Below are 13,307 nucleotides of genomic sequence, written 5' to 3' on the forward strand. Positions count from 1 at the left end.
ATATTATTGCGCATCAAAAGTTAACATATATTCCACAGAGCGACGATCGTAATCCGCATTATTAGTTACTTTTTCCTCAAACTCTGCCCATACTTTGTTGAAGCCTTTAACTGGCGTAAATTGAGCGATACCTTTTTCATTGGTTAAATTGAACGGTGCATCTTCACTCACGCCCACTTTAATACCTTGAACCGGTTTACCATTATGTAACACAAGGATAGAAAGTGGTTTGTTCGCTTGTGCTTTTTCTTGAGGAATCAATTCGTATGCTTGTTGATGAGATTTGAAAGATTCAGCATCCCATTTCAAAATCGCTTTACCAAATTTAACAGGATTGGTACTAAACTCTGCTGTTGGTTCTTCACGTTTTGTTTTTTCAATGTATTTACCGCTTGGTAATTTTGACCATACACCATTATCGAAATGAACGAATACTAAATCTGATTTAGGCATAAGATAGGCTTCGCCATTTCTGAATTGATAGTCAACTGCGGTTAATTTTCCTTGAGCATTTAAAGCTTGGATAGATTTAAGTTTAGATTCTGGATAGGTTTCAGTTTGTTCATGTCCAAATTTCACCACGTATTCACCTTGGGCTGAAGCAGGTTCAAGCCAAACATTGTGCGCGTTAGCAACAGACATACCTAAAAGTGCGGTTAATCCCACTGCGATTTTTTTTAATTCCATTTTGGATGCTCCTTGTTTGTTTTTGTTTAAGAAAATCTGAACGCATGATAAAATATGAAGTAACTTTAGAGTCAAGTCATTTTTTAAGGAAATTGATGAAAATTGGAGCACTTGCTAAAGCCCTAGGCTGTACCGTAGAAACCATTCGTTATTATGAACAACAAGGTTTAATCCCGCCCCCAAAACGCACTTCAGGCAATTTTCGCCAATATAATGAAGAACACTTGCAACGTTTATCATTTATTTGTAACTGTCGAAATTTAGATATTTCATTAAGTGAAATAAAAAGCCTACTGAATTTAAAAAATGCCTCCAAACAACAAGCAGAAGAAATAAATCGTGTGTTAGACAAACATATTAAAGAAGTGGCCACACGAATTCATGAACTTGCCCATTTACGGATGAAATTAATTGAATTACGTGAGAAAACAGTCTCGAATGATGAAGATCCAATGAAATTGCTATTGCAACATAGTGGCGTGAAATTTATGCGATTAAAATAATCGCACTTTTAAGATTACGGCTGACTAGATAAACGCTGTTTTGCTTCCTTATTGCCTAATTCAGCGGCTTTCTTCAGCCATTCCAATGATTTTTCAGGTTGGTTTTGTGATCGATAAATATTACTTAACATCATCATCGCATCCGTATCTTTAGCTCGAGCTGTACGTTCAAAAAGCTTAATGGCTTGCGCTGTATTTTGTTTGACGTAATCGCCACGTAGATACATAACGCCAAGGTTATTTAGCCCTTTCACACTGCCCTTCTCTGCCGCTTCGCTAAACCACCAATAAGCCTTTTCGTAGTCTCTCACCGTGCCACGCCCAAGGTTATATAACATGCCTAGATTGCTTTGAGCGGTGATATTTCCTTCTAAAGCCATCGGATACATAATATCGAAAACAGAGATCCATTGTTGTTTATTGGCAAAGTCTTGTGCCAAATTCATTCTTGCTTGATCATCCATTTTCGAACTCGCTGTAATATCAACGGTTTTTATTGCCCAAATAGGCAAGCTACAAGAAAGTAATACTGTATGAAAAAATAACTTCAGTTTCATTTATAAAGTTGCTATTAAAAGTAAAATAAAAAACACAGCAGTAATCGCAAATTCTGTTAATCCAACTTGCATAACAGAAAGCTTTTTAGTGGGCAGATAAACCGCGCGCACGAATCCGGGAACAAAAGATAATGCTAAAATAAATTGTTGCGAAACTACAAAAATCAGCACACATAATAAGTGAAAAATTACTGACGCCCAAAAATAACGTGGATTTTTTCGCTCACGCATCATTGATTTCACATAAAGTGTTGTTCCAATAAAAAATAATGTTGGATAAATCGCTACCCAAAGCATTTTTTCATCAAAAGTGCGGTCAGAAAAGTAATAAGATCCCATTCCAGCTAGAGCAAAAATTAAGATCCCCGCCAAATCATTCCATAAATTACGCTCATCTTTTTTCTTCGTGAAATAAATGTTTACAGCGACAAACGGCAGCATGGCAAACATAAAATACAGTACTTGCCAATTATAAATTAACGCGGGAATCGCAAAAATCACTGCCGCAGCAAAATAAATCACAGACCATTTTTTGTATAACTCAAGATTTTTACCTTTAAAAAAATTCAAAAAAGGATAAGTCATCAAATAAAGCGAAAACCATCCTAATAATAAAAATACGTGCGCCCATACTGGATTAGCAAGTAACATACCGTAAATAAAAGGCACCAATGCCATAACAATAGCACCATGCTGATTAGAGATAAGCAGTTTCATAATGATTAAATAATTGAGAATAATTGTCGGGTATTCTAGCCTAGTAAAGAGGATTTTACAAAGTAGTAAACGCTATTTAGAATAGAAGAAAATACCCCAAAGGAGAACACTATGACAATTCAACGCATTTTACCCAGCGCACGTTTAAGTGAAGTTTCAATTCATAACAACCTAGCCTATTTTGCAGGGCAAGTTCCAGAATTAACCATCGAGCAAAATGCCTACGAACAAACCAAAGAAGTATTAGGTTTAATTGATAAATTGTTAGCAGAAATTGGCTCCAATAAAAGCAATATTTTAACCGCACAAATTTTCTTAGCAGACATGCAAGATTATGCACAATTAAATCAAGCTTGGGATGAATGGGTCGATCATGTTAGTCCACCAAGTCGAGCGACAGTCGAAGCTAAATTAGCGGATCCTCGTTGGAAAGTTGAAATTGTTATTATTGCAACTTGTTAGTTTTTAAGCCAAATAAACAGGAGAATATTATGGAAAATTGGACAAATGAAATTTGGGGAGCGATTGGTATCGCTTTTATTGTTGGATTATTTATTGGTTACATTATTGTGCGTTTAACCAAAGGCTCCGTAAAACATCAAGCCAAGACAGAAGCTGAATTAAAAATAGTCAAAACGCAACTTGATACACAAAAGGCGCAAATCGAAAAACATTTTGCAGAAAGTGCTGAATTATTCAAAACCTTAATTAACGATTATCAAAAACTTTATCGCCACTACGCAACCTCCTCCAATAATTTACTGGGCGAAAAAGATCAAAAAGGTTTATTCACCCAACAGTTGATTACTGCAACAGATAAATCTCAAAATGAACAGCCTAGAGATTATTCAGAGGGTGCATCAGGCTTATTTAAAGAAAATAAAGAAGAAAATTAAAAAGTGCGGCTAAAAATAGAAATGTTTTTAGCCGTTTTTATATAGAAACAATTTTTTGCTCTCTTATATCACTCATAAAACCTAGATAAAACAAAACCCCGCGATTAGTTTCGCGGGGTTATGAAAGGGTTAGATGGTGCGACTAGCTGGACTCGAACCAGTGACCCCCACCATGTCAAGGTGGTGCTCTAACCAACTGAGCTATAGTCGCACTGTATAAATTTTCTGGAATTATAGATATTTTTAATCTGAAAACAAGTATTTTTCTTAAAACTCGAGATAACTGACAAAAAAGTAAACAGTATTGCCTTAAATAACAGGGCTATTTTTGATTTCCCAAATTTTTAAGCGTATAATGCGCACCGATTTTCATCTGGCTAATATATAGCCAAGTAAAAATAGTATCTTTAAAATTTTGTAATTATTGACGGAGTAAATAATGTCTAGAAGACTAAGAAGAACGAAGATTGTATGTACTATGGGCCCATCAACTGACCGTGATAACAATCTTGAAAAAATTATCGCAGCGGGCGCTAACGTAGTTCGTATGAACTTCTCTCACGGTACACCTGATGACCATATTGAACGAGCTGAACGTGTACGTTCTATCGCGAAAAAATTAGGTAAAACCGTGGCAATCTTAGGTGATTTACAAGGTCCTAAAATTCGTGTATCTACTTTTAAAGACGGTAAAATTTTCTTAAGTGTTGGTGATAAATTCATTCTTGATGCAGAATTACCAAAAGGCGAAGGTACACAAGAATCTGTTGGTTTAGACTATAAAACGCTTCCACAAGATGTTGTTCCTGGCGACATTCTTTTATTAGATGATGGCCGTGTTCAATTGAAAGTATTATCAACTGATGGTGCAAAAGTATTCACTGAAGTGACTGTTGGTGGTCCATTATCAAATAATAAAGGTATCAACAAATTAGGCGGCGGTTTATCTGCAGAAGCATTAACAGAAAAAGATAAAGCAGACATTATTACCGCTGCACGCATTGGCGTTGATTTCTTAGCCGTTTCTTTCCCTCGTTCAAGTGCTGACCTAAATTATGCGCGTGAACTTGCACAACAAGCTGGTTTAAATGCAAAAATCATTGCTAAAGTTGAACGTGCAGAAACGGTGGCTAATGAGGAAGCAATGGACGATATCATTTTAGCATCTGACGTAATTATGGTTGCTCGTGGTGACTTAGGTGTAGAAATCGGTGATCCTGAATTAGTCGGCGTACAGAAAAAATTAATCCGTCGTTCACGTCAATTAAATCGTGCTGTAATTACAGCGACTCAAATGATGGAATCAATGATTAGCAACCCAATGCCAACTCGTGCTGAAGTGATGGACGTTGCAAACGCAGTATTAGATGGTACTGATGCAGTTATGCTTTCTGCAGAAACAGCAGCAGGTCAATATCCTTCTGAAACAGTAGCGGCAATGGCTGGCGTATGTTTAGGTGCAGAAAAAATGCCAAGTATTAACGTTTCTCGTCACCGTATGGATAAAGAATTTGAAACCATTGAAGAATCTGTTGCGATGTCTGCAATGTATGCTGCAAACCACATGAAAGGTGTGGTGGCAATCGTCACTTTAACTAGCACAGGCCGTACTCCATTATTAATGTCACGCATTAGCTCTGGCTTACCAATCTTTGCGTTATCTCGTAATCAAGAAACTTTAAACCTTTGTGCTCTATACCGTGGTGTAACTCCAGTTTATCATGATGAAGATAGCCGTACAGAAACCAGTGCAAAAGTAGCACTTCAATCATTAAAAGAAAAAGGTTACTTATCTACTGGTGATTTAGTGCTTGTTACTCACGGTGGTCAAGGTGCGACACAAACCAACGTATGTCGTACATTAATTGTTGAATAATCAACAATATGAATACTTTAAAATGAAAGAGCGGTGGATTTTTCCACCGTTTTTTATTTCCTTTTTTCACCGCACTTTTCACTTAAATCCAATAGATATTTGCGGTATCATAGACGACATTCTAGTATCGAAATAAGTCCTATGGCATCACAACCTCAAATCAAATCTTCTGACAAAAAAACAGCACAAATAAGTATTCCACCGCACTCACTTGAGGCTGAACAAGCCGTGTTGGGTGGCATCATGCTGAGCAATCAACATTGGGATGGTATTGCTGAACGTGTGATTGCTGACGATTTTTATACTTTTCAGCATCGTCTAATTTTTACAGAAATGGAACATCTAATGCGTAATCAATCGCCTATTGATTTAATTACGCTAGATCAAGCCTTAAGAAACCGTGGTGTAAGCGATGAAGTGGGTGGGTTTGCTTATCTAGCAGAGCTTTCCAATAATACTCCGAACGCCATTAATATTTTGGCTTATGCGGATATTGTGAGAGAAAAAGCCATATTACGAGAACTTATTTCGGTAGGAAATCGTATTGCTGAAAATAGCTATTCTCCCAAAGGACAAGACATCAAGTTAATTCTTGATGAAGCAGAGCGTGAAGTATTTGCGATTGCAGAAAAACGGACGACTTCTAGCGAAGGTCCACAAAATGTGATCAATGTTCTGGAAAGTACTATTGAAAAAATCGATATTTTGAGCAAACTTGAAAATCATTCAGGCGTAACGGGCATTACGACCGGTTTCACTGATCTTGATAAAAAAACGGCAGGTTTACAGCCTTCTGACTTAATTATCGTGGCGGCACGTCCGTCAATGGGTAAAACTACTTTCGCCATGAACCTTTGCGAAAATGCCGCAATGGCAAGTGAAAAACCTGTTTTAGTATTTAGTTTAGAAATGCCAGCAGAACAAATTATGATGCGTATGATCGCATCACTTGCTCGCGTTGATCAAACTAAAATCCGAACAGGTCAAAATTTAGATGAGATCGAGTGGAACAAAATTGCTAGCGTAGTTGGGATGTTCAAGCAAAAAAATAATCTTTATATCGATGACTCTTCAGGCCTAACGCCTACTGATGTTCGTTCCCGCGCACGCCGAGTTTATCGTGAAAATGCTGGATTAAGTATGATCATGGTGGATTATTTGCAATTAATGCGCGCACCCGCATTTTCAGATAACCGAACACTAGAAATCGCAGAAATATCCCGTTCCCTCAAAGCGCTCGCCAAAGAATTACAAGTGCCAGTAGTCGCGCTTTCTCAATTAAATCGTACTTTAGAACAACGTGCAGACAAACGCCCTGTAAACTCAGATTTACGTGAATCAGGCTCCATTGAGCAAGATGCAGACTTGATTATGTTTATTTACCGAGATGAAGTCTATAACGATAACTCGGAAGATAAAGGTGTTGCAGAAATTATTATCGGTAAACAACGTAACGGCCCGATTGGTCGAGTGCGGTTAAAATTTAATGGACAATTCTCACGCTTCGACAATCTCGCCGAACAACGTGAATATCATGATGATTATTAAGGAATAACAATGAATGTAAAACCGGCGACAGCGAAAATTAGCTCGCACGCCTTAAAACAAAATTTAGAAATAATTAAACAAAAAGCACCAAATAGTAAAATCATCGCAGTGGTTAAAGCAAACGCCTATGGTCACGGCGTTGTGTTTGTCGCATCAACTTTAGAACAAAATGTCGATTGCTTTGGCGTGGCTCGTTTAGAAGAGGCTCTGGCATTACGTTCCAATGGTATTACTAAACCGATTTTATTGCTTGAAGGCTTTTTTAATGAACAAGATTTGCCCGTCTTAGCGGTCAATAATATCGAAACTATCGTACATAATCGTGAACAATTGGAAGCACTAAAACGTGCGAATTTACCAAGTCCAATTAAAGTTTGGTTAAAAATAGACACAGGCATGCATCGTTTAGGTGTTTCATTAGATGAAGTGGATTTTTTCTATAATGAACTTAAAAAACTTCCATATATTCAACCGCACTTAGGCTTTGTTAGCCATTTTAGCCGCGCTGATGAATTAGAATCCAATTATACCCAACTTCAAATCAACCGCTTTTTATCCGCCACAAAAGATAAACAAGGTGAACGTACTATTGCGGCATCAGGTGGCATTCTTTTCTGGCCTGAATCTCATCTGGAATGTATCCGCCCAGGTATTATTATGTATGGCATTTCACCAACTGATACCGTCGGTGCTGAGTTTGGTTTAACGCCAGTGATGAATTTAACTTCATCATTGATTGCTGTTCGCAACCATAAACAAGGTGAACCAGTTGGGTACGGTGGCATTTGGACAAGTTCGCATAATACAAAAATCGGTGTTGTGGCTATTGGTTATGGCGATGGATATCCTAGAGATGTGCCTGAAGGCACGCCTGTTTATTTGAATGGTCGTATCGTGCCAATCGTTGGAAGGGTTTCAATGGATATGTTAACCGTTGATTTAGGACCTGATAGCCAAGATGAAGTAGGTGATGAAGTAATTCTATGGGGTAAGGAATTACCTATTGAAACCGTAGCTAAATTCACAGGAATTTTAAGCTATGAGCTAATTACAAAATTAACACCGCGTGTTATAACTGAATATGTTGATTAATCTGTTAATCACTGCATTTTCTGAAGAGAGGGATTCACTCCCTCTCTGATAGAAACCCTAGAAAGTGCGGTTAAAATTTTGATTATTTTTAATGAAAGGAAATACCATGAAAAACATTAACCCGACTCACACCCATGCGTGGAAATCTCTCGAAGCACATAAAGCTGAATTGTCAAACACCACCATCCAAAATTTATTTAAACAAGAAAAAAATCGTTTTGACGATTATTCTTTAACATTCAATAACCAAATTCTTGTAGATTTTTCCAAAAACAATATCAATCAAACAACCCTTTCACATCTTCGCCAACTTGCTCAAGAATGTTCTCTTGATAGCGCAAAAGAAGCAATGTTTACAGGTGAAAAAATCAATCGTACTGAAAATCGGGCTGTACTACATACCGCACTCCGCAATCGTGCTAATACTCCAGTGCTTGTTGATGGTAAAGATGTCATGCCTGAAGTCAATGCTGTGCTAGATAAAATGAAAGATTTCTGTCAGCGTATTATTTCTGGTGAATGGAAAGGCTATACAGGAAAAGCGATTACTGATGTCGTGAATATTGGTATTGGCGGATCTGATTTAGGCCCTTATATGGTAACAGAAGCGCTTCGCCCATATAAAAATCACCTAAATATGCACTTTGTTTCAAATGTCGATGGTACACATATTGCGGAAACCTTAAAAAAAGTCAATCCAGAAACCACGCTTTTCTTAGTGGCATCTAAAACGTTTACCACTCAAGAAACCATGACAAATGCGCAAAGTGCACGTGATTGGTTACTAAAAGCAGCGAAAGATGAAAGTGCGGTTGCAAAACATTTTGCAGCGTTATCAACCAATGCTAAAGATGTAGAAAAATTTGGTATTGATACCAATAACATGTTTGAATTTTGGGATTGGGTTGGCGGTCGTTACTCTTTATGGTCAGCTATTGGTCTTTCAATTGCACTATCAATTGGCTTTGAAAACTTTGAAGAGTTATTGAATGGCGCGCATGAAATGGATAAACATTTCCGTTCTACTCCAATTGAAAAAAATATTCCAACCACCTTAGCATTAGTTGGCTTATGGAATACCAATTTCCTTGGTGCACAAACAGAAGCGATCTTACCTTATGATCAATATTTACATCGTTTCGCAGCCTATTTCCAACAAGGTAATATGGAATCAAATGGTAAATATGTGGATCGTGATGGCAATGTCATTAACAATTACCAAACTGGCCCAATCATTTGGGGAGAACCAGGTACAAACGGACAACATGCGTTCTATCAATTAATTCACCAGGGCACTACTTTAATTCCTTGTGATTTTATTGCGCCAGCCCAAAGCCATAATTCCTTGGCGGATCATCATAATAAATTGCTTTCTAACTTCTTCGCACAAACAGAAGCATTAGCGTTCGGAAAAACAAAACAGGAAGTCGAGGCTGAATTTGTAAAAGCAGGTAAATCTTTAGATGATGTAAAAAATATTGTTCCATTTAAAGTATTCACTGGTAATAAGCCAACTAATTCGATTCTCGTTCAAAAAATCACTCCATTTACCTTGGGGGCATTAATTGCTATGTATGAACATAAAATCTTTGTACAAGGTGTGATTTTCAATATCTTTAGTTTCGATCAATGGGGTGTAGAACTAGGCAAACAACTTGCAAACAGAATTCTTCCTGAATTAACAAATTCTGAAAAAGTAGCAAGTCATGACAGTTCAACCAATGGGTTAATTAATCAATTTAAAGCATGGCGTTAATTGTTTATTTAATATAAAAGATTTAAACAATTATAATTTTATATCAAGGACTAAATTCCATATTTATTATAGGATTTAGTCCTTTAATTTATCTTTAAGATGTTATGAATAGATATAGCAATTTTTAATTGATTGTTTTTTGTATGTTTAATAATAAAAAAATCAGCGCCTTAAAGGGTTAAGACGCTGATTAATAAGATATTAGGTGTTAACGCTATTAGTTATAGCACGGAAACATTTAAGTTTGAGCCACCACCCACAATACGAACTCGGCGACCAGCTACAAAACTGCTGTCAGCCTTTTGAACAACAACGATCTCTTGACCATCATCTTTCTTAATTACAAGTTCAGCACCATTTACTTGACTCATTTTTTCTTCGATTTTGCTTCCAGCTACTGCACCGCCAATCGCGCCAACTACTGCTGCAATAGCTTGACCACGACCACCGCCAATTGCACTACCAGCAATACCACCTAAAGCACCACCACCAAGCGTACCAACTACACCTTGATTATCAGCTTGGATTTTAACAGGACGCACAGAAACAATCGTACCATAAGTAATTGAACGAGCTTCTTTAGCTTGAGATGCGCTATAAACATCACCACTGAAAATATCAGTATTTGCACAACCAGTTACACTAAAAGCAAGTAACAGTGCTAATGCCATATTTGTTTTTTTCATATAATATTCTCTATATTAGAAAGGAATTAAAGTGGGTTTCTTGGAGAAAAAGTTGAAATGTTTTTAGTATTACCATTGTCAGATACTAAAACACAAGCACCAACAACTAAAGTTGAATCGTACTTGTGACTAAGCTCAACTTGCTCGCCATCCTGTTGACGACCAGAACAATCATTTTTACGGATGGTTAATTTAAGATTTTCACCTTCCATTTGGCTAAAAACGATTTGGCCTTTATAAGCATTTTCATCTTTTTGGAAAGAAGAACAAGCGCTTAAACCTACAGCCGCTAAAACCGTTAATGCAAGAGATAATTTTTTCATTTTGCTAAACCTCGAGTATTTTCTTTATAGAATAAGGATGAACCTTAATACAAGTATGATTTGATGTCTTATCAACAAAACTTACTGCAATAGATGGATTAGGCAATCTCTCGCCATCCACTTTAGGCTCACTAACTTTAATAGTTAATTGAGTTAATTCGCTCCATAAAAAACGCATATTAATACGCTGTACCCATTCATTTATCGATTCATTCGGTAAAAATGGCACTACAACCTCAATATGCTCCCAACCTTCTATGGGATACTCCTTATTTTTAGGGAACGGAAGTTCAATAACATCAACGAACTGATTAGCAAATGTCACTGCTTTTTCTAACTGAATTAGATAAATCTTGCGCCCGTTGACAACGTTATCGGATAAAATTCTACCGTATTTCAATAAAAGTGTCAGCCAGTCTTTTGCATTTTGTTCATTATTTACACGCACAGCAAGGTGATCAATTTCATAATTTGAAAAATCAATTAACATTATTTGAGCTAATTGTTGAATTTTTTTTTCAAATTCCGCCAAATCAGAAAAAAGTGCGGGTGATTTTTCCTGTAAATTTGTCATTTTGTCCCTTTGAGAAACTCATAAAGAACGGTATCATAGCCGATTATTTTCATTATTCAATTTGAACATAGGAAAAAACGTGAATATTCAATCTATTTTATCCGACAAAATCAAACAAGCTATGATTCTTGCTGGAGCAGATCAATCTTGCGATGCGCTTGTTCGTCAATCAGGAAAACCACAATTTGGCGATTATCAAGCCAATGGCATTATGGCTGCGGCAAAAAAATTAGGTTTAAATCCACGAGAATTTGCTCAAAAAGTTTTAGATAATGCTCAACTATCTGATATTGCAGAAAAATTAGAAATCGCAGGACCAGGCTTTATTAATATTTTCTTAAATCCAACTTGGCTAACAACAGAGGTTTCAACTGCGCTGTCCCAAAAGAATTTAGGTATTCAAGCTACGGATAAGCAAACTGTCGTGATTGATTATTCATCTCCAAACGTAGCAAAAGAAATGCATGTAGGTCACTTACGTTCTACGATCATCGGCGATGCTGTTGTGAGAACCCTAGAATTTTTAGGTCACAATGTCATTCGTGCAAACCATGTTGGTGACTGGGGAACGCAATTCGGTATGCTTATTGCTTATCTTGAAAAAATGCAAAACGAGCATGCGAGTGAAATGGAATTGCAAGATCTTGAAGCCTTTTATCGCGAAGCCAAAAAACACTACGATGAAGATGAAATATTCGCAGAAAAAGCGCGTAATTATGTTGTGAAATTACAAGGTGGTGATGAATATTGTCGAGCGATGTGGAAACGTTTAGTTAACATCACGATGCAACAAAATCAGCACAACTATGATCGCTTGAATGTGACTTTAACCGAAAAAGATGTTATGGGTGAAAGTCTTTATAATCCTATGTTACCAAGCATCGTAAAAGATCTTAAAAAACAAGGTTTAGCTGTAGAAGATGATGGTGCATTGGTTGTTTATTTGGATGAGTTCAAAAATAAAGAAGGCGATCCAATGGGCGTGATCATTCAGAAAAAAGACGGTGGTTTCCTTTACACTACAACCGATATTGCTGCAGCAAAATATCGTTATGAAACATTAAAAGCTGATCGCGCACTTGTTTTTTCAGATACTCGTCAAAGCCAACATATGCAACAAGCTTGGTTAATTACTCGTAAAGCAGGTTATGTACCAGACAGTTTTTCTTTAGAGCATAAAAACTTTGGAATGATGCTTGGTAAAGATGGCAAGCCATTTAAAACCCGTACTGGTGGCACGGTGAAATTAGCCGATCTATTAGATGAAGCGATTGAGCGCGCCACTGTATTAATTAATGAAAAAAATACAAATTTATCTAATGATGAAAAAGAAGCTGTGATTGAGGCTGTCGGTATTGGTGCGGTGAAATATGCGGATCTCTCCAAAAACCGTACTACTGATTACGTTTTTGATTGGGATAATATGTTAAGCTTTGAAGGTAACACTGCACCTTATATGCAATATGCCTATACTCGAATTCGTTCGATCTTTAATAAAACAGATATAAATTCGACCGCACTTTTAGCTGCACCTTTAACGCTTGAAGATGATAAAGAAAGAGCGCTTGCAATTAAACTTTTACAATTTGAAGAAGCAGTGCAAACAGTCGGAAAAGAAGGCACACCACACGTGCTTTGTGCTTATTTATACGAACTAGCAGGCATATTCTCGTCATTCTACGAGCATTGCCCAATTTTAAATGCTGAAGATGAGGCCGTAAAATTAAGCCGTTTAAAATTGGCATTATTAACAGAAAAAACCTTAAAACAAGGTTTAGAGTTACTCGGTATTAAAACCGTAGAAAAAATGTAATTTAGATAATTAAAATCCCTTTCTTACGAAAGGGATTTTTTATACTTATTTACAGAATAAAAAAAGTGCCCCAATGGGGCACTACTCGGAAAGCAAAATAGATGTCGGCTATTTAAGATAGCACTTGTTTTTAGTGGTTTCAGAATAAAGAAATCCGATCAGTTATGCAAATACATATTTTTAGATTTGTGAACTTGGTCACAAGTTTTTTATAAAAAAACTAAAAACAAATATATTTCTAATAAAGTGCGGTAAAATTCTATTACAATATTTCCGCAC

The 13,307-nt window shown here is 36.8% G+C and carries 14 protein-coding genes and 1 tRNA gene; 8 read left to right on the forward strand and 7 right to left on the reverse strand.

Translation table 11 applies throughout. From position 1 onward, the window contains the following. Nucleotides 1–3: 3 nt before the first annotated feature. The gene (locus tag AC6H22_RS03860; protein WP_118816978.1) at nt 4–687 is read right to left on the reverse strand and encodes a DUF4198 domain-containing protein; all 684 of its coding nucleotides are present in this window, start codon (nt 685–687) and stop codon (nt 4–6) included. Between the two features lie 95 nt (nt 688–782). On the opposite strand from AC6H22_RS03860, the gene AC6H22_RS03865 reads away from it, so the two are divergent. Further along, nucleotides 783–1,190, forward strand: coding sequence for a Cd(II)/Pb(II)-responsive transcriptional regulator (locus tag AC6H22_RS03865; protein ID WP_005629049.1), 408 nt, complete (start codon nt 783–785; stop codon nt 1,188–1,190). A 14-nt stretch (nt 1,191–1,204) separates the two neighbouring features. Here AC6H22_RS03865 and AC6H22_RS03870 read toward each other — a convergent pair whose 3' ends face one another. Both AC6H22_RS03870 and AC6H22_RS03875 read right to left on the reverse strand, forming a co-directional pair. Further along, nucleotides 1,205–1,747, reverse strand: coding sequence for a tetratricopeptide repeat protein (locus tag AC6H22_RS03870; protein ID WP_005629051.1), 543 nt, complete (start codon nt 1,745–1,747; stop codon nt 1,205–1,207). Further along, complete coding sequence (locus tag AC6H22_RS03875; RefSeq protein WP_005629053.1) at nt 1,748–2,464, reverse strand: YwiC-like family protein; 717 nt, start codon at nt 2,462–2,464, stop codon at nt 1,748–1,750. A gap of 111 nt (nt 2,465–2,575) precedes the next feature. Here AC6H22_RS03875 and AC6H22_RS03880 point away from each other — a divergent pair, with 111 nt between their 5' ends. Beyond that, entirely contained in the window at nt 2,576–2,926 is a 351-nt protein-coding gene (locus tag AC6H22_RS03880) for a RidA family protein (protein ID WP_005629055.1), read from the forward strand. A 29-nt stretch (nt 2,927–2,955) separates the two neighbouring features. Next, entirely contained in the window at nt 2,956–3,360 is a 405-nt protein-coding gene (locus tag AC6H22_RS03885; protein ID WP_005629056.1) for a Z-ring associated ZapG family protein, read from the forward strand. A 134-nt stretch (nt 3,361–3,494) separates the two neighbouring features. Here the strand turns inward: AC6H22_RS03885 and AC6H22_RS03890 are convergent. Continuing rightward, nucleotides 3,495–3,571 (reverse strand) — tRNA-Val (locus AC6H22_RS03890). Between the two features lie 228 nt (nt 3,572–3,799). Between AC6H22_RS03890 and pyk the strand changes: the two genes are divergently transcribed. The 4 genes from pyk to pgi all read left to right on the forward strand — a co-directional run bounded on the left by pyk (nt 3,800) and on the right by pgi (nt 9,632). Further along, nucleotides 3,800–5,236, forward strand: a complete 1,437-nt coding sequence (pyk, locus tag AC6H22_RS03895; protein ID WP_118816979.1) for a pyruvate kinase — start codon at nt 3,800–3,802, stop codon at nt 5,234–5,236. Nucleotides 5,237–5,368: 132 nt separating this feature from the next. Beyond that, a complete protein-coding gene (locus AC6H22_RS03900; RefSeq protein WP_268988379.1) occupies nt 5,369–6,784 on the forward strand; it encodes a replicative DNA helicase in 1,416 nt (471 codons plus the stop codon). Nucleotides 6,785–6,793: 9 nt separating this feature from the next. Next, entirely contained in the window at nt 6,794–7,876 is a 1,083-nt protein-coding gene (gene alr / locus AC6H22_RS03905; RefSeq protein WP_118816980.1) for an alanine racemase, read from the forward strand. 106 nt (nt 7,877–7,982) lie between these two features. After that, nucleotides 7,983–9,632, forward strand: coding sequence for a glucose-6-phosphate isomerase (gene pgi, locus AC6H22_RS03910; protein WP_118816981.1), 1,650 nt, complete (start codon nt 7,983–7,985; stop codon nt 9,630–9,632). 221 nt (nt 9,633–9,853) lie between these two features. Here the strand turns inward: pgi and AC6H22_RS03915 are convergent, their stop codons facing one another. From AC6H22_RS03915 to AC6H22_RS03925, 3 genes are read right to left on the reverse strand one after another with little or no spacing between them, the layout of a single operon-like run. Then, nucleotides 9,854–10,318, reverse strand: a complete 465-nt coding sequence (locus AC6H22_RS03915) for an outer membrane lipoprotein (RefSeq protein WP_118816982.1) — start codon at nt 10,316–10,318, stop codon at nt 9,854–9,856. A gap of 26 nt (nt 10,319–10,344) precedes the next feature. Next, nucleotides 10,345–10,641: a hypothetical protein gene (locus AC6H22_RS03920; RefSeq protein WP_118816983.1), complete on the reverse strand. Its 297-nt coding sequence runs from the start codon at nt 10,639–10,641 to the stop codon at nt 10,345–10,347. A 4-nt stretch (nt 10,642–10,645) separates the two neighbouring features. Further along, entirely contained in the window at nt 10,646–11,215 is a 570-nt protein-coding gene (locus AC6H22_RS03925; protein WP_005626242.1) for a VOC family protein, read from the reverse strand. A 79-nt stretch (nt 11,216–11,294) separates the two neighbouring features. Between AC6H22_RS03925 and argS the strand changes: the two genes are divergently transcribed. Then, nucleotides 11,295–13,028 carry an arginine--tRNA ligase gene (gene argS / locus AC6H22_RS03930; protein WP_497513112.1) on the forward strand — a complete coding sequence of 578 codons (1,734 nt, stop codon included), beginning with the start codon at nt 11,295–11,297 and terminating at the stop codon, nt 13,026–13,028. Nucleotides 13,029–13,307: the final 279 nt, after the last annotated feature.

Source organism: Haemophilus sp. THUN1690 (assembly GCF_059704375.1).